Genomic DNA, 16,656 nt, shown 5'->3' with positions numbered 1-16,656 from the left:
CGGCGCGGGCCGTGCGGGCCGCCTGCGCGGACTTCAGGGCGGCGGTCAGCGCGGCCCCCCTGCCCGGGGGCACCCGGATCAGGGCCCGCTCCCACTGGTCCCCGGGCGGCGGGCCGCCGGGCCGCCGCGGGCGGCCCGCGGGAGTGACGGGCAGCGGGACGGGCCCCAGCACCTCCGCCTCCCCGGGGAGGTCGGCCGCGCGGAGGAACCCGGCCACCGCCTCCCCCGGCCCGGAGACCGCCGCCATCCTCGACACCGGGGGGAAGCCCAGCTCGGCCCGCTCCCCCAGTTCCCGCACCGCGTGCCCGACGGGGTCCCACCGCACCAGCGCCTGCACGGGCCGCAGGGTCGGCTCGGCGACCACCACGACCGTGCCGCCCTCCGCCTGCGGACGCACCAGCGCCGCCGCTCCGATCCAGCGCCGCAGCGCGTCCTCCCCGGCCCGCAGATCGGGCCGGCCCAGCATCGCCCAGCCGTCCAGCAGCAGCGCCGCCGCGTACCCGCCCTCGGCTACCGGCTCGGCCCCCGGCGTGCTCACCACCAGTGCGGGCGCGGCCGGCACCGTGTCCAGCACGTGCTCGCGGCCGGAGGTGCGCACCGGTACCGCGGGGAAGGCCCGGCCCAGCTCCTCGGCGGTCCGGCGCGCCCCCACCACCTGGGCCCGCAGCCGGAACCCGCCGCACTCCGGGCAGTGCCAGCCGCCCTCCTCGCGCCGCCCGCACCAGCCGCACCGCAGGTCGTCGGCGCCGGGTGCCTCCATCGGCCCCGAGCAGTGCCGGCACCGCGCCGGGGTGCGGCAGCCCGCGCACGCCATCCGCGGGACGTAGCCGCGCCGGGGCACCTGCACGAGCACCGGCCCGCGGCGCAGCCCCTCCCTGACGGCCTGCCAGGCGAGCGACGGCAGCCGGGCGGCGCGGGCGGCCTCGTCGCGTGCGAGGTCCCCGTCCCCCACCGTCCGCACCAGCGGGGCGGCGGCCCGTACCCGGTCCCTTCCGGCGACCAGGGGCCCGGCCCAGCCGGTCTCCACCAGCTGGGCGGCCTCCACCGTGCAGCTCCAGCCGCCCAGCAGGAAACCGCACCTGTCCTGCGCCGCCCGCAGCAGCAGCACCTCACGCGCGTGCGGCTGCGGGGCGTGCTGCTCGCCGTGGCTGCCGTCGCCGTCGTCCCAGAGCGCGACCAGGCCGAGGTCCTGGACGGGCGCGAACATGGCCGCCCTGGTGCCGATCACGGCGCGCACGGAGCCGCGGCGCACGGCGAGCCACTGCGCGTACCGCTTCTCGGGCCCGGCGTCGGCGGTCAGCACCGCGTGCCGCCCCTCCCCCAGGAGCCCGGTGAGCGCGGCGTCGACGCGGGCGACGGCCCGGCCGTCCGGGAGGACGACGAGGGCGCCGCGGCCGGAGGCCAGCGTCGCCGCGACCGCGCGGGCCAGCTCCTCGCTCCAGAGCGGCCCGGGCAGCGCGTTCCACACGGCGCGCGGAGCGCCGCCGGCGGCCAGCGACCGCAGGAAGGCGGGCCCCTGCTCGTACCGGTCCCAGGAGCCCGGTTCCGGTGCCGGCGGCGGCGGCGCCGGGGCGGGCGAGGGCCGCCGCTCGGCGCGCGCGCTGCGCGGCGGTACGGCGAGCTGGAGCACGTCGGCGAGGCTGCCCGCGTACCGGTCGGCGACCGCCCGGGCCAGCCCCAGCAGTTCTTCGCTCAGGACCGGCTCGGGCGAGACCACCTGGGCGAGGGCGGCCAGCGGCCCCGGGTAGTCGGACTCGGCGAGCCGCTCGATCAGGAACCCGTCGATGAGCCCGCCGCCCTCGCGGCGCCCCTCGCGCACCCGGTGCCGGCCGGCCCCGAACCGCACCCGCACCCGGACGCCCGGCTGCGCGTCGGCGTCCAGCTCCTCGGGCACGGCGTAGTCGAAGTACCGGTCGAGGTGCAGGACGCCCTTGTCGACGAGGACGCGCGCGACCGGCAGGTGCCCGGCGAGTGCGGCACCCCGCCAGGTCCGCGGCCTGGCCCGGGGCGTGTCGGCCTTGCGCACGGTCTCCCGGATGAGCGCGAGCTGTTCGGGCGGCGCGCCCCGCACACCGCCGTCCACCCGTCCGGTCCCACCGTTCTCGCTGCTCACGCCTGCATTCCTACCAAACACGACTGACACCCGGCCGGCAGCGGCCGCCGCCCGCACCCCACCGCACGTCCGGGGGCGTGCGCACGCCGAGGCCCGGCGCCCCCGGAGGGACGCCGGGCCTCGGCGGGGACGCCGGAGCGCGGACTACAGGCCCGCGGCCTCGCGCAGCGCGTCCACGCGGTCGGTGCGCTCCCAGGTGAAGTCGGGCAGCTCACGGCCGAAGTGGCCGTAGGCGGCGGTCTGGGCGTAGATCGGGCGCAGCAGGTCCAGGTCGCGGATGATGGCGGCCGGACGGAGGTCGAACACGTCCTCGATCGCCCGCTCGATCCGCTCGGCGTCGACCTTGGCGGTGCCGAAGGTCTCCACGAACAGGCCGACCGGCTCCGCCTTGCCGATCGCGTACGCCACCTGGACCTCGCAGCGGGCGGCCAGGCCGGCCGCGACGACGTTCTTGGCGACCCAGCGCATCGCGTAGGCGGCGGAGCGGTCCACCTTGGACGGGTCCTTGCCGGAGAACGCGCCGCCGCCGTGCCGGGCCATGCCGCCGTACGTGTCGATGATGATCTTGCGGCCGGTCAGGCCGGCGTCGCCCATCGGGCCGCCGATCTCGAACCGGCCGGTGGGGTTGACCAGCAGGCGGTAGTTCTCGGTGTCGAGCTTGATGCCCTCGTCCAGCAGGGCCTTCAGCTCCGGCTCCACGACGAACTCGCGGATGTCGGGGGCGAGCAGCGACTCCAGGTCGATGTCGGAGGCGTGCTGCGAGGAGACCACGACGGTGTCCAGGCGGACGGCCTTGTCGCCGTCGTACTCGATGGTGACCTGGGTCTTGCCGTCCGGGCGCAGGTAGGGGATGGTGCCGTTCTTGCGCACGTCGGACAGGCGCTTGGACAGGCGGTGCGCCAGGAAGACCGGCAGCGGCATCAGCGTCGGCGTCTCGTCCGTCGCGTAGCCGAACATCAGGCCCTGGTCGCCCGCGCCCTGCCGGTCCAGCTCGTCCTCGTCGCCCTCGACCCGGGACTCGTACGCGGTGTCGACGCCCTGGGCGATGTCCGGGGACTGGGAGCCGATGGACACCGAAACGCCGCAGGAGGCGCCGTCGAAGCCCTTCTTCGAGGAGTCGTAGCCGATCTCCAGGATCTTGTCGCGCACCAGCTGGGGGATCGGCGCGTAGGCCTTGGTCGTGACCTCGCCGGCCACGTGCACCAGGCCGGTGGTGATGAGGGTCTCGACGGCGACGCGGGAATGGGGGTCCTCGCGGAGCAGCGCGTCGAGGATGGTGTCGCTGATCTGGTCAGCGATCTTGTCGGGGTGACCCTCGGTCACGGACTCCGAGGTGAACAGACGACGGGACACAACGCTCCCTGTGGTTGCAGCGGCTGCTGGCTGATCATTGGCGGACGGCAGGGGCTGCACCGCACACCGTCCGTGGAACAGTTTATCGGTCGTGCCTGGTCACGGGTCCCCCCGTCTCGCCTCTCGGGAACCCCCGCGACCAGCGGCACGGGCATTCTGCCCATGCGGGGGCGTGTTGGCCAGAGGCGCCACGCCCTGACGGCGGGGTCCGAGGGCCCCGGAGGGTCCGGATCCCGCCGCGGATCGTTCAGTCCAGACGCGCGGCCACCAGGTCCCAGACCGTGTCGGCCAGGGCTTCCTTGGGGCCGTGCGCCACCGGCGTCTCGCTGCCGTCGGCACCGAGCACCACGGCCTCGTTCTCCTCGGAGCCGAACGTCTTGCGCTCGCCGACCTCGTTGACCACGAGCAGATCGCAGCCCTTGCGCTTCAGCTTGGCGCGCCCGTTGGCGAGCACGTCGTCCGTCTCCGCGGCGAACCCGACGACCACCTGTCCGGGGCGGGACCGGACGGCGGAGACCTCGGCGAGGACGTCGGGGTTGCGCACCAGGGCGACGGGCTCGGGTTCCCGGCCGTCCTGCTTCTTGATCTTCCCGGCGGCGTACGCGGCGGGGCGGAAGTCGGCGACCGCGGCGGCCATGACCACCGCGTCGGCGTCGGCGGCCGCCCGGAGCACCTCCTCGCGCAGCTGGACGGCGGTCCCGACGGGGACGACGTCCACCCCCGCCGGGTCGGGCAGCGTGGTGTTGGCGGCGATCAGGGTGACCCGCGCGCCCCGCGCGGCGGCGGTCCGGGCGAGGGCGTAGCCCTGTTTGCCGGAGGAGCGGTTGCCCAGGAAGCGGACGGGGTCGAGGGGCTCCCGGGTGCCGCCGGCGCTGATCACGACGTGCCGGCCCCTGAGGTCGGGCTCGGTGACGCCCCGGGCCAGGACCCGGCGGCAGACCTCGAAGATCTCCCCCGGGTCGGGCAGCCGGCCCTTGCCGGTGTCGGCGCCGGTGAGCCGGCCCACCGCCGGTTCGACGACGACGGCACCGCGCCGGCGCAGGGTCGCCACGTTCTCCCGGGTGGCCGGGTGCTCCCACATCTCGGTGTGCATGGCGGGGGCGAAGACCACGGGGCAGCGGGCGGTGAGCAGGGTGTTGGTGAGGAGGTCGCCGGCCAGGCCGTGCGCCGCCTTCGCCAGCGTGTCCGCGGTGGCCGGGGCGACCACGACCAGGTCGGCCTGCTGCCCGATGCGGACGTGCGGCACCTCGTGGACGTCGTCCCACACCTCGGTCGAGACCGGGTGGCCGGAGAGCGCCGACCAGGTGGCGGCGCCGACGAAGTGCAGTGCGGAGGCGGTGGGGACGACGCGGACGTCGTGCCCCGACTCCGTCAGCCGCCTGAGCAGCTCGCAGGCCTTGTACGCGGCGATGCCGCCGCTGACGCCCAGAACGACCTTCGGCTTGTCCACGTCTCTCCCGTCTCTTCCCGGAACACCGGCCCGTGCGCGCCGGGGACGGCCGCGCACCCCTCATGCTCGCACCCTCGCGGGAACGGTCCCGCGCCCCGACCACACCACAGGCCCGGCAGACGTGCTGCCGGGCCTGGGGTGAAGTCGGCCGAAAATCGCCGGTACGGCTTTCGGTGCCGTGCGGCTCGTCGAACCGCGACGCACCGGACCGCGACTTACTGAACGGGGCCTTCGATGGCCTCGGAGGTCAGCAGTCCCGCGTTGATCTCGCGCAGGGCGATCGAGAGCGGCTTCTCGTGGACGTGGGTGTCGACGAGGGGGCCGACGTACTCGAGGAGGCCCTCGCCGAGCTGCGAGTAGTACGCGTTGATCTGGCGAGCCCGCTTGGCCGCGTAGATCACGAGGCTGTACTTCGAGTCCGTGGCCTCGAGGAGCTCGTCGATCGGCGGGTTGATGATGCCCTCGGGCGTGGAGATGGAAGAGGACACGCTCTACCTTCCGATGGATGGGAAAGAACCGGTCTGCATGATCGCTGAATGACCGCTGGGGAAACGCTGACGATCACACGACGTTCATCAAGGCTAGCAGCTCGCGGGCCACGTCCTCGACGGAGGTGTTGACCAGGGTGGTGTCGAACTCCGGCTCGGCCGCCAGTTCGGTCTTCGCGGCCTCCAGCCGGCGCTCGACCACCTCGGGCGACTCGGTGCCCCGGCCGGTGAGCCGGCGCACCAGCTCGTCCCAGGAGGGAGGGGCGAGGAAGACCAGCTGGGCCTCGGTCATGGACGCGCGGACCTGGCGGGCGCCCTGGAGGTCGATCTCCAGGAGGACCGGCAGGCCCGACTCCAGGTGCTCGAGCACCGCCGCGCGCGGCGTGCCGTAGCGGTTGCCGGCGAACTCGGCCCACTCGAGCAGTTCGCCGTTGGCGATCAGCTTGTCCATCTCGTCGTCGGTGACGAAGAAGTAGTGGACCCCGTCCCGCTCACCGGGACGCGGCGTGCGGGTCGTCGCCGACACCGAGAGCCAGACCTCGGGGTGTGCCTTGCGCATGTGCGCGACGACCGTGCTCTTGCCGACCCCGGAGGGGCCGGAGAGCACGGTCAGCCGCGGACGTGCGTCCGGGGGTACGGGGGACGTCCCCCGGGGTGTTGCAGCCATGCGGCGATTATTCCAGCAATCCCGGTGCGCCCGGGACGCCGGTCCCGGACCGCCCGGGACTCAGGAGCCGGTGCTGCCGAACTCACGCTCCAGGGAGGCGATCTGGTTCGAGCCGAGACCCCGCACGCGGCGGCTCTCGGAGATCCCCAGTCGCTCCATGATCTGCTTGGCGCGGACCTTGCCCACGCCCGGCAGGGACTCGAGCAGGGCGGAGACCTTCATCTTGCCGATGACGTCGTTCTCCTGGCCCTGCTTGATGACCTCGTGCAGGGAGGCGCCGGAGTGCTTGAGTCGATTCTTGACCTCGGCCCGCTCCCGGCGAGCCGCGGCGGCCTTTTCGAGCGCGGCTGCGCGCTGTTCAGGGGTAAGGGGCGGAAGAGCCACGCCTACGTCACCTCGGATGTCGAACTGTCGGATACGGACCGGTGAGGAACCTAGTCGCCCCACACCAGGGGAGCCACGAGCAACACGCTTGCCCGTTCACTCTCCGTCGGAGACTAGCGGCCAACTCCGTCTGAGTCAGCGAGAACAGCGGAAAAGTCCAGGTCAGGATCGATGATGGCGGACATTTAAGGGCATAGCGGCCGGGTTTTTTTGTCGGATGACGTCCCGGCGCGCTCCTGCTCGCCCCGTCAGAGGCTCAGACCGCCGCCACGGCCGTCCTGATCTCCTCCGCGAATCGCTCCGCGGCGTCACGCAGCGCGACCACGTCGGCACCGTGACGCAACACTCCCCGGCTGACGTTCGGCACGACGTTGCGCACCGCCGGGCCGAAGACCGCCGGGAGGTCCGCCGCTGTGGCTCCCTGGGCCCCGATCCCGGGCGCGAGCAGTGGACCGTTGATGTCGAGATCGTACGACGACAGGTCGCCCAGCGTCGCGCCGACGACCGCGCCGAAGGACCCCAGGGGCATCTGGCCCGCGTTCTCGGCGGCCAGATGGCCGAGCATGGTGGCGCCCACGCTGCGCCCGTCGGCCCGCACCGCGTGCTGCACCTCGCCGCCCTCCGGGTTGGAGGTCAGGGCCAGGACGAACAGCCCCGTGCCGCTCTCGCGGGCCAGGGCCACCGCCGGGCTCAGCGACCCGTAGCCGAGGTACGGGGAGACGGTCAGCGCGTCCGAGAACAGCGGGGAGTCCGGGTGCAGGAAGGATTCGGCGTAGGCGGCCATGGTGGAGCCGATGTCACCGCGCTTGGCGTCCATGACGACCAGCGCGCCGGCCGCCCGCGCCTCGGCGACCGACGCCTCCAGCACCGCGACGCCCCGCGAGCCGAAGCGTTCGAAGAACGCGCTCTGCGGTTTGAGCACGGCGACCCGGTCCGCGACCGCCTCGACGACCGTGCGGCTGAACCGCTCCAGGCCGGCCACGTCGTCGTTCAGGCCCCACTCGGCGAGCAGGGCGGCGTGCGGGTCGATGCCGATGCACAGCGGGCCGCGCGTGTCCATGGCCCGGCGCAGGCGCGCGCCGAAGGGTTCCGGTCCGTTCATGCCGTGGTCCTCACGTCGGCGCCCACCGCGTCGGCGAGCGTGGCGTACGGGCTGGTGCGCAGGCGCGCGGCGAGCCCCTTGTGCAGGGTGCGGGCCCAGAAGGGGCCCTCGTAGACGAACGCGCTGTAGCCCTGGACCAGCGTGGCGCCGGCCAGGATGCGCTGCCAGGCGTCCTCGGCGTTCTCGATGCCGCCGACACCGACCAGGGTGATCCGGTCGCCCACCCGGGCGTACAGGCGGCGCAGCACCTGGAGGGAGCGTGCCTTCAGGGGCGCGCCGGACAGGCCGCCGGCCTCCTGGACGGCTGCGGGGCCGGACCGCAGGCCGAGTCCCGCGCGCGCGACGGTGGTGTTCGTGGCGATGATCCCGTCCAGACCGAGCTCCACGGCCAGGTCGGCGACCGCGTCGACGTCCTCGTCGGCGAGGTCCGGGGCGATCTTCACCAGCAGCGGCACCCGGCGGGCGGGGGCGGCGCGGTCGGCGGCCCCGCGGACGGCGGTGAGCAGCGGGCGCAGGTGGTCGACGGCCTGGAGGTCGCGCAGGCCGGGGGTGTTCGGCGAGGAGACGTTGACCACCAGGTAGTCGGCGTACGGCGCCAGCCGCTCGGCGGACTTCACGTAGTCGCCGACGGCCTCGGCCTCGGGCACGGCCTTGGTCTTGCCGATGTTGACGCCGACGACCGTCCGGAAGACGGGCGTGCGGGAGGCCAGGCGGGCGGCGACGGCCAGCGAGCCCTCGTTGTTGAAGCCCATGCGGTTGATCAGTGCGCGGTCCGCCACCAGCCGGAACAACCGCTTCTTCGGGTTGCCGGGCTGCGGCTCGCCGGTCACGGTGCCGATCTCGACGTGGTCGAAGCCGAGCATCGCCATGCCGTCGATGCCCACGGCGTTCTTGTCGAAGCCGGCGGCGAGCCCGAAGGGGCTGTGCAGGCGCAGGCCGAGGGCCTCGGTGCGCAGTTCCCGGTGGCGGGGCGCGAGCGCGGCGGCGACGAAGGTGCGCAGGCCGGGGACGCGCGCGACGAGACGGATCCAGCGGAAGGCGAGGTGGTGGGCCCGCTCCGGATCCATCCGCCGGAACACCAGATGGAAGAAGTACTTGTACATGCCTGTGTCCTCGTGAAGGGCCTGGAGGGCCTCATGAAGAGGGGGACACCGTTTCCGGTGTCCCCCTCGGGGCCGTCAGTCGCGGGCCGCTGTCAGGTGCTGTGCGTGTTCCTGGAGCGAGCGGACGCCGACCTCGCCGCGGTTGAGGGCGTCGATGCCCTGGACCGCGGCGGCGAGCGCCTGGACCGTCGTCAGGCACGGCACGGACCGCGCCACGGCGGCCGTGCGGATGTCGTAGCCGTCGAGGCGTCCGCCGGTGCCGTACGGGGTGTTGACGATGAGGTCGACCTCGCCGTCGTGGATCAGCTGGACGATGGTCTTCTCGCCGTTCGGGCCGGTGCCCTCGGACTGCTTGCGCACGACGGTGGCGTTGATGCCGTTGCGCTTGAGGACCTCGGCGGTGCCGGAGGTGGCGAGCAGGTCGAAGCCGTGGGCGACGAGTTCGCGCGCGGGGAAGATCATCGAGCGCTTGTCGCGGTTGGCGACCGAGATGAAGGCGCGGCCCTTGGTGGGCAGCGGCCCGTAGGCGCCGGCCTGCGACTTGGCGTACGCGGTGCCGAAGGCGGAGTCGATGCCCATGACCTCGCCGGTGGAGCGCATCTCCGGGCCGAGGACCGTGTCGACGCCGCGGCCGTGGATGTCGCGGAAGCGCGACCAGGGCAGCACGGCCTCCTTGACGGAGATCGGCGCGTCGAGCGGGAGGTCGCCGCCGTCGCCCCGGGCCGGGAGCAGGCCCTCGGCGCGGAGCTCGGCGACGGTCGCGCCGAGCGAGATCCGGGCGGCCGCCTTGGCCAGCGGCACCGCGGTCGCCTTCGAGGTGAAGGGGACGGTGCGCGAGGCGCGCGGGTTGGCCTCCAGGACGTAGAGGATGTCGCCGGAGAGCGCGAACTGGATGTTGATCAGGCCGCGCACCCCGACGCCGCGCGCGATGGCCTCCGTGGAGGCGCGCAGCCGCTTGATGTCGTGGCCGCCCAGGGTGATCGGGGGCAGGGCGCACGCCGAGTCGCCGGAGTGGATGCCGGCCTCCTCGATGTGCTCCATGACGCCGCCGAGGTAGAGCTCCTCGCCGTCGTAGAGGGCGTCGACGTCGATCTCGAGGGCGTCGTCGAGGAACCGGTCGACCAGCACCGGCCGGGAGGGGCTGATCTCGGTGGACTCGGCGATGTAGGACGCGAGGCGGGTCTCGTCGTAGACGATCTCCATGCCGCGGCCGCCGAGCACGTAGGACGGGCGGACGAGGACCGGGTAGCCGATCTCGTCGGCGATGGCCCTGGCCTCGGTGAAGGTGGTGGCGGTGCCGTGCTTGGGGGCCGGCAGGCCGGCCTCCTTGAGGACCCGGCCGAAGGCGCCCCGGTCCTCGGCCGCGTGGATCGCCTCGGGAGGCGTGCCGACGACCGGTACGCCGTTGTCCTTGAGGGCCTGGGAGAGGCCCAGCGGGGTCTGGCCGCCGAGCTGGACGATCACGCCCGCGACCGGGCCGGCCTGCTGCTCGGCGTGGACGATCTCCAGGACGTCCTCCAGGGTGAGCGGCTCGAAGTACAGCCGGTCGGAGGTGTCGTAGTCGGTGGAGACGGTCTCCGGGTTGCAGTTGACCATCACGGTCTCGTACCCGGCGTCGCTCAGCGCGAAGGAGGCGTGGACGCAGGAGTAGTCGAACTCGATGCCCTGGCCGATGCGGTTCGGGCCGGAGCCGAGGATGATCACCGCGGGCTTCTCGCGCGGGGCGACCTCGCTCTCCTCGTCGTAGGAGGAGTAGAAGTACGGCGTCGTCGCGGCGAACTCGGCGGCGCAGGTGTCGACGGTCTTGTAGACCGGGCGGATGCCGAGGGCGTGCCGGACCTCGCGGACGACGTCCTCGCGCAGGCCGCGGATCTCGGCGATCTGCTGGTCGGAGAAGCCGTGCCGCTTGGCCTCGGCGAGCAGGTCCGCGGTCAGCTCGGGCGCGGCGGCCAGGTCGTCGGCGATCTCCTTGAGGAGGAAGAGCTGGTCGACGAACCAGGGGTCGATCTTCGTGTGGGCGAAGACCTCCTCGGGCGTGGCGCCCGCGCGGATGGCCTGCATGACGGCGTTGATGCGGCCGTCGGTCGGGCGGACGGCTTCGCGCAGCATCTCGGCCTTGTCGCCGGGGTCGCCGACGAAGGTGAAGTGGCTGCCCTTCTTCTCCAGCGAGCGCAGCGCCTTCTGGAACGCCTCGGTGAAGTTGCGGCCGATGGCCATGGCCTCGCCGACCGACTTCATGGTGGTGGTGAGGGTGGAGTCGGCGCTCGGGAACTTCTCGAAGGCGAACCGCGGGGCCTTGACGACCACGTAGTCGAGGGTGGGCTCGAAGGAGGCCGGGGTCACCCGCGTGATGTCGTTGGGGATCTCGTCGAGGGTGTAGCCGACGGCGAGCTTGGCGGCGATCTTGGCGATGGGGAAACCGGTCGCCTTGGAGGCCAGGGCCGAGGAGCGGGAGACGCGCGGGTTCATCTCGATGACGATGACGCGCCCGTCCTCGGGGTTCACCGCGAACTGGATGTTGCAGCCGCCGGTGTCGACCCCGACCTCGCGGATGACGGCGATGCCGATGTCGCGCAGGGTCTGGTACTCGCGGTCGGTCAGCGTCATCGCGGGCGCGACGGTGATGGAGTCGCCGGTGTGCACGCCCATGGGGTCGAAGTTCTCGATGGAGCAGACGACCACGACGTTGTCGTTCTTGTCGCGCATCAGCTCCAGCTCGTACTCCTTCCAGCCGAGGATCGACTCCTCCAGGAGCACCTCGGTGGTCGGCGAGAGGGTCAGGCCCTGTCCGGCGATGCGGCGCAGCTCGTCCTCGTCGTGGGCGAAGCCGGAGCCGGCGCCGCCCATGGTGAAGGAGGGGCGGACCACGACCGGGTAGCCGCCGAGCTCGTCGACGCCGGCGAGCACCTCGTCCATGGTGTGGCAGATGACCGAGCGGGCGGACTCGCCGTGCCCAATCTTCCTGCGGACCTCTTCCACGACGTCCTTGAAGAGGTCGCGGTCCTCGCCCTTGTTGATGGCCTCGACGTTGGCGCCGATCAGCTCGACGCCGTACTTCTCCAGGACGCCGTTGTCGTGCAGGGAGATCGCGGTGTTGAGGGCCGTCTGGCCGCCCAGGGTGGGCAGCAGGGCGTCCGGCCGCTCCTTGGCGATGATCTTCTCGACGAACTCGGGGGTGATGGGCTCGACGTAGGTGGCGTCGGCGATCTCCGGGTCGGTCATGATCGTCGCCGGGTTGGAGTTGACCAGGATCACCCGCAGGCCCTCGGTCTTCAGGACCCTGCACGCCTGGGTGCCGGAGTAGTCGAACTCGGCGGCCTGGCCGATGACGATCGGGCCGGAGCCGATGACCAGGACGGACTGGATATCGGTGCGCTTAGGCACGCTGGCCCTCCATCAGGGAGACGAAGCGGTCGAACAGGTAGGCGGCGTCGTGCGGGCCCGCCGCGGCTTCCGGGTGGTACTGCACGCTGAAGGCCGGCTTGTCGAGCAGCCGGAGTCCTTCCACCACGTTGTCGTTGAGGCAGACGTGGGACACCTCGGCGCGGCCGAACGGGGTGTCGGAGACCTGGTCGAGGGGGGCGTCGACGGCGAAGCCGTGGTTGTGCGAGGTGACCTCGACCTTGCCGGTGGTGCGGTCCTGGACCGGCTGGTTGATGCCGCGGTGGCCGTACTTGAGCTTGTAGGTGCCGAAGCCGAGGGCGCGGCCGAGGATCTGGTTGCCGAAGCAGATGCCGAACAGCGGGGTGCCGCGTTCCAGGACGGCCCGCATCACGGAGACGGGGTGGTCGGCGGTGGCGGGGTCGCCGGGCCCGTTGGAGAAGAACACGCCGTCGGGCTCGACGGCGTAGACGTCGTCCACGGTGGCGTTCGCGGGCAGCACGTGCACCTCGATGCCGCGCTGGGCCATGCGCTGCGCGGTCATGCCCTTGATGCCGAGGTCGACGGCGGCGACGGTGAACCTCTTCTCGCCGGCGGCGGGCACGACGTAGGGCTCGGTGGTGGCGACCTCGGCGGCGAGGTCGGCGCCCTGCATCGGGGGGACCTCCCGGACGCGGGCCAGCAGGGCGGCGTCGTCCGGCACGGTGGCGCCGCTGAAGATGCCGACGCGCATGGCGCCCCGCTCGCGCAGGTGGCGGGTGAGGGCGCGGGTGTCGATGCCGCTGATGCCGACGACGCCCTGGGCGGCGAGTTCCTCGTCGAGGGGGCGGCGGGAGCGCCAGTTGGACGGCACGCGCGCGGGGTCGCGCACGACGTAGCCGGCGACCCAGATCCGCCGGGACTCGGGGTCGTCGTCGTTGACGCCGGTGTTGCCGACGTGCGGGGCGGTCATGACCACGACCTGCCGGTGGTAGGACGGGTCGGTGAGGGTCTCCTGGTAGCCGGTCATGCCGGTGGAGAACACGGCTTCGCCGAAGGTCTCCCCCACTGCCCCGTAGGCGCGGCCGCGGAAGATCCGGCCGTCCTCCAGGACGAGTACGGCGGGAGTCCTGGCGGCTCCCCTGGTGGAGGTCGTCATCGTGCGCCTTCCGTTTCCGTCTTGTTGATCATGTCGTTCAGGGTCTCGACCCAGGTGGTGTGCTCGGCCGCGTGGTCGGAGCGGAAGCCGGAGTCGATCAGCCTGTCCCCGTGGGCCCAGGTGACGACGAGCAGCCCGCCCTCGGTGAGGACCTTGCCGGCGATGCCCTTGTCGAGCCGGGCCTCGCGCAGCGCGGCGGCGGGGACGAAGAAGTCGTTCGCGCCGGGGCGCACGACGTCCAGTCCGGCGTCCGTCAGGGTGAGCTCGGCCCGGCTGCGGGTGCCCAGACCGCGGGCCACGATGCGGTCCAGCCACTGCCCGGCGGTGGTGGAGCCGTGGTAGCGGCCGCTCATCGTCAGTTTCGCCGGGCCCGGCGCCTGTGGCGTTCCAGGCAGCGGCGGCTCGCCGCCTCGGTCGAGGGTGGTGGGAGACGGGCGGGTGGGCAGTTCGGGCAGGTCGCCCTGGAGGGTGCCGCGCCACTTCCAGCCCTCGCGCATCAGCCAGTAGACGAGGGCGACGAAGAGGGCGAGTCCGACGACCCAGCCGATCCGGGCGGCCCAGTCGGTCACTTCCGCCGATTTCCTCTCGGCGGCCAGCAGGATTACAGGTGTCACGTGAGCTTCCCGTCGATGAGCGTGGCCGTGCCCCGCAGCCAGGTGTGCGTGACACGGCCCGGCAGCTCGCGGCCCTCGTACGGGGTGTTGCGGCTGCGCGAGGCGAAGCCCGCGGGGTCCACGGGACCACGGTATGCCGTGTCGACGAGTGTGAGGTTGGCCGGTTCACCCGCCGAGACGGGGCGGCCGTGGCCCTCGGCCCGTCCGATGCGCGCGGGCGTGAAGGACATCCGGTCGGCGACCCCGGCCCAGTCCAGCAGGCCCGTGTCCACCATGGTCTCCTGGACCACGGACAGCGCGGTCTCCAGGCCGACCATGCCCATGGCCGCGGCGGCCCACTCGCAGTCCTTGTCCTCGTGCGGGTGCGGGGCGTGGTCGGTGGCGACGATGTCGATGGTGCCGTCGGCGAGCGCCTCGCGCAGCGCCAGGACGTCCCGCTCGGTGCGCAGCGGCGGGTTGACCTTGTAGACCGGGTTGTACGACCGGACCAGCTCGTCGGTGAGCAGGAGGTGGTGCGGGGTGACCTCGGCGGTGACGTCGATGCCGCGGGACTTGGCCCAGCGGACGATCTCGACGCTGCCCGCGGTCGACAGGTGGCAGATGTGGACGCGGGAGCCGACGTGCTCGGCGAGCAGCACGTCCCGGGCGATGATCGACTCCTCGGCGACGGCGGGCCAGCCGCCCAGGCCCAGCTCGGCGGAGACGACGCCCTCGTTCATCTGGGCGCCCTCGGTCAGCCGGGGCTCCTGCGCGTGCTGGGCGACGACGCCGCCGAAGGCCTTCACGTACTCCAGGGCGCGCCGCATGATCACGGCGTCGTGGACGCACTTGCCGTCGTCGGAGAAGACGGTGACGCCGGCCGCGGACTCGTGCATGGCGCCCAGCTCGGCGAGCGTGTTGCCCTCCAGGCCGACGGTGACGGCGCCGACGGGCCGTACGTCGCAGTAGCCGTGCTCCTTGCCGAGCCGCCAGACCTGCTCGACGACGCCGGCGGTGTCGGCGACGGGGAAGGTGTTGGCCATGGCGAACACGGCGGTGTAGCCGCCGCTCGCCGCCGCGCGGGTGCCGGTCAGCACGGTCTCGGAGTCCTCGCGGCCGGGCTCGCGCAGATGGGTGTGCAGGTCGACCAGGCCGGGCAGCAGCACCTTGCCGTCCGCCTCGACGACCTCCGCGTCCCCGGCGCTCAGTGCGGTGCCGACGGCCGCGACGGTCCCGCCGTCGATCAGCACGTCCTGCGGGTCGCCGCCGAGCACCTTCGCACCGCGGATCAGGGTCTTGCTCATCGGGTCACTTCTCCTCGGTGGTGCGGGCGGCGTGGGTGAGGGCGGGTTCGTTGCCCCCGAGCAGCAGGTACAGGACGGCCATCCGGATGGAGACCCCGTTGGTGACCTGTTCGACGACGGTGCAGCGCTCGGAGTCGGCCACCTCGGCGGTGATCTCCATGCCGCGGACCATGGGGCCGGGGTGCATCACGATCGCGTGGTCGGGCATCCGCCGCATGCGTTCGCCGTCGAGGCCGTAGCGCCGTGAGTACTCGCGCTCGGTCGGGAAGAACGCGGCCTTCATGCGCTCGCGCTGCACGCGCAGCATCATCACGGCGTCGGACTTGGGCAGGGTGCGGTCGAGGTCGTAGGAGACCTCGCAGGGCCAGGCCTCGACGCCGACCGGCAGCAGCGTCGGCGGGGCGACGAGGGTGACCTCGGCGCCGAGGGTGTGCAGCAGGTCGACGTTGGAGCGGGCGACCCGGCTGTGCAGGACGTCGCCGACCAGGGTGATGTGCCGGCCGGAGAGGTCCTGGCCGAGCCCGGCGTCCCGGCCGACGAGCCGGCGCCGCATGGTGAAGGCGTCGAGCAGGGCCTGGGTGGGGTGCTGGTGGGTGCCGTCGCCGGCGTTGATGACGTGCGCGTCGATCCAGCCGGAGGTGGCCAGCCGGTACGGGGCCCCGGAGGCGCCGTGCCGGATGACGACGGCGTCGACGCCCATGGCCTCCAGGGTCTGGGCGGTGTCCTTGAGGGACTCGCCCTTGGAGACGCTGGACCCCTTGGCGGTGAAGTTGATGACGTCCGCGGACAGCCGCTTCTCCGCGGCCTCGAAGGAGATCCGGGTCCGGGTGGAGTCCTCGAAGAAGAGGTTGACGACGGTCCGGCCGCGCAGGGTCGGCAGTTTCTTGATCGGCCGGTCGGCGACCCGGGCCATCTCCTCGGCGGTGTCGAGGATCAGGACGGCGTCGTCGCGGGTGAGGTCGGCGGCCGAGATGAGATGACGCTGCATCTTTCAGGCTCCGTAAGGCAGTTCATTCGGAAGAACGGGAGAATCCGGGCAGCCCGGGGCGTGACGGGGCACCGGGCCGGCGCATGCGCGGGCGGGCGCCCGGATCGCTACGGGGCGGGCTGCTTGGCGCCGAGCAGCACGGTGTCGCGACCGTCCTCCTCGGCGAGCAGGACCTTGACCGTCTCCCGCAACGACGTGGGGAGGTTCTTGCCGACGTAGTCGGCGCGGATGGGCAGTTCGCGGTGGCCGCGGTCGACGAGGACGGCGAGCTGCACCGCGCGCGGGCGCCCGATGTCGTTCAGCGCGTCGAGGGCGGCGCGGATGGTGCGCCCGGAGAAGAGCACGTCGTCGACGAGGACGACCAGCCGGCCGTCGATGCCGTCGCCGGGGATCTCGGTGCGGGCCAGCGCGCGCGGCGGGTGCATGCGCAGGTCGTCGCGGTACATGGTGATGTCGAGCGAGCCGACCGGGACCTTGCGTTCGGTGACCTGCTCGAGCTTGGCGGCGAGCCGCTGGGCGAGGAAGACGCCCCGGGTGGGGATGCCGAGGAGCACCACGTCGTCGGCGCCCTTGGCGCGCTCGACGATCTCGT

14 protein-coding genes are annotated in these 16,656 nt (G+C 72.8%); all 14 read right to left on the bottom strand.

Translation table 11 applies throughout. The features are described 5' to 3' along the window. Positions 1–2,113: primosomal protein N' (locus AOK18_RS08545; RefSeq protein WP_055693905.1), on the bottom strand; the 2,113-nt coding region annotated here is incomplete at its 3' end. Between the two features lie 144 nt (positions 2,114–2,257). After that, the gene (gene metK / locus AOK18_RS08540) at positions 2,258–3,466 is read right to left on the bottom strand and encodes a methionine adenosyltransferase (protein ID WP_055570799.1); all 1,209 of its coding nucleotides are present in this window, start codon (positions 3,464–3,466) and stop codon (positions 2,258–2,260) included. A 247-nt stretch (positions 3,467–3,713) separates the two neighbouring features. Continuing rightward, positions 3,714–4,916, bottom strand: a complete 1,203-nt coding sequence (gene coaBC / locus AOK18_RS08535; protein WP_055570800.1) for a bifunctional phosphopantothenoylcysteine decarboxylase/phosphopantothenate--cysteine ligase CoaBC — start codon at positions 4,914–4,916, stop codon at positions 3,714–3,716. A gap of 215 nt (positions 4,917–5,131) precedes the next feature. Further along, entirely contained in the window at positions 5,132–5,404 is a 273-nt protein-coding gene (gene rpoZ, locus AOK18_RS08530) for a DNA-directed RNA polymerase subunit omega (RefSeq protein ID WP_055570801.1), read from the bottom strand. Positions 5,405–5,477: 73 nt separating this feature from the next. Continuing rightward, entirely contained in the window at positions 5,478–6,071 is a 594-nt protein-coding gene (gene gmk, locus AOK18_RS08525) for a guanylate kinase (RefSeq protein ID WP_055570802.1), read from the bottom strand. Positions 6,072–6,131: 60 nt separating this feature from the next. Next, positions 6,132–6,455, bottom strand: coding sequence for an integration host factor (locus AOK18_RS08520; protein WP_003977346.1), 324 nt, complete (start codon positions 6,453–6,455; stop codon positions 6,132–6,134). 256 nt (positions 6,456–6,711) lie between these two features. Further along, on the bottom strand, positions 6,712–7,557 hold the full coding sequence (pyrF, locus tag AOK18_RS08515; RefSeq protein ID WP_055693904.1) for an orotidine-5'-phosphate decarboxylase: 846 nt from the start codon (positions 7,555–7,557) through the stop codon (positions 6,712–6,714). Then, the gene (locus tag AOK18_RS08510) at positions 7,554–8,660 is read right to left on the bottom strand and encodes a quinone-dependent dihydroorotate dehydrogenase (protein WP_055693903.1); all 1,107 of its coding nucleotides are present in this window, start codon (positions 8,658–8,660) and stop codon (positions 7,554–7,556) included. The genes pyrF and AOK18_RS08510 overlap by 4 nt, the downstream gene beginning before the upstream one ends. 75 nt (positions 8,661–8,735) lie before the next feature. Then, positions 8,736–12,044: a carbamoyl-phosphate synthase large subunit gene (carB, locus tag AOK18_RS08505; protein WP_055693902.1), complete on the bottom strand. Its 3,309-nt coding sequence runs from the start codon at positions 12,042–12,044 to the stop codon at positions 8,736–8,738. Then, complete coding sequence (carA, locus tag AOK18_RS08500) at positions 12,037–13,179, bottom strand: glutamine-hydrolyzing carbamoyl-phosphate synthase small subunit (RefSeq protein ID WP_055570806.1); 1,143 nt, start codon at positions 13,177–13,179, stop codon at positions 12,037–12,039. The genes carB and carA overlap by 8 nt, the downstream gene beginning before the upstream one ends. Then, positions 13,176–13,793 (bottom strand): PH-like domain-containing protein, encoded by a 618-nt coding sequence (locus AOK18_RS08495; protein ID WP_055570807.1) that lies wholly within the window; start codon positions 13,791–13,793, stop codon positions 13,176–13,178. Before AOK18_RS08495 ends, carA begins: the two co-directional genes overlap by 4 nt. Beyond that, on the bottom strand, positions 13,790–15,076 hold the full coding sequence (locus tag AOK18_RS08490; protein ID WP_055570808.1) for a dihydroorotase: 1,287 nt from the start codon (positions 15,074–15,076) through the stop codon (positions 13,790–13,792). The genes AOK18_RS08495 and AOK18_RS08490 overlap by 4 nt, the downstream gene beginning before the upstream one ends. A gap of 4 nt (positions 15,077–15,080) precedes the next feature. Continuing rightward, positions 15,081–16,064, bottom strand: coding sequence for an aspartate carbamoyltransferase catalytic subunit (locus tag AOK18_RS08485; protein WP_055570809.1), 984 nt, complete (start codon positions 16,062–16,064; stop codon positions 15,081–15,083). A 107-nt stretch (positions 16,065–16,171) separates the two neighbouring features. Next, positions 16,172–16,656 (bottom strand): bifunctional pyr operon transcriptional regulator/uracil phosphoribosyltransferase PyrR (pyrR, locus tag AOK18_RS08480; protein WP_055693901.1); only part of this gene is annotated, 485 nt, incomplete at its 5' end.

Origin of the sequence: Streptomyces prasinopilosus, from assembly GCF_001419695.1 — a bacterium.
Classification (GTDB): Bacteria; Actinomycetota; Actinomycetes; order Streptomycetales; family Streptomycetaceae; genus Streptomyces; species Streptomyces prasinopilosus.
The sequence above is the reverse complement of the archived record's forward strand: the minus strand, read 5'-3'. Positions and strand labels throughout refer to the sequence as shown.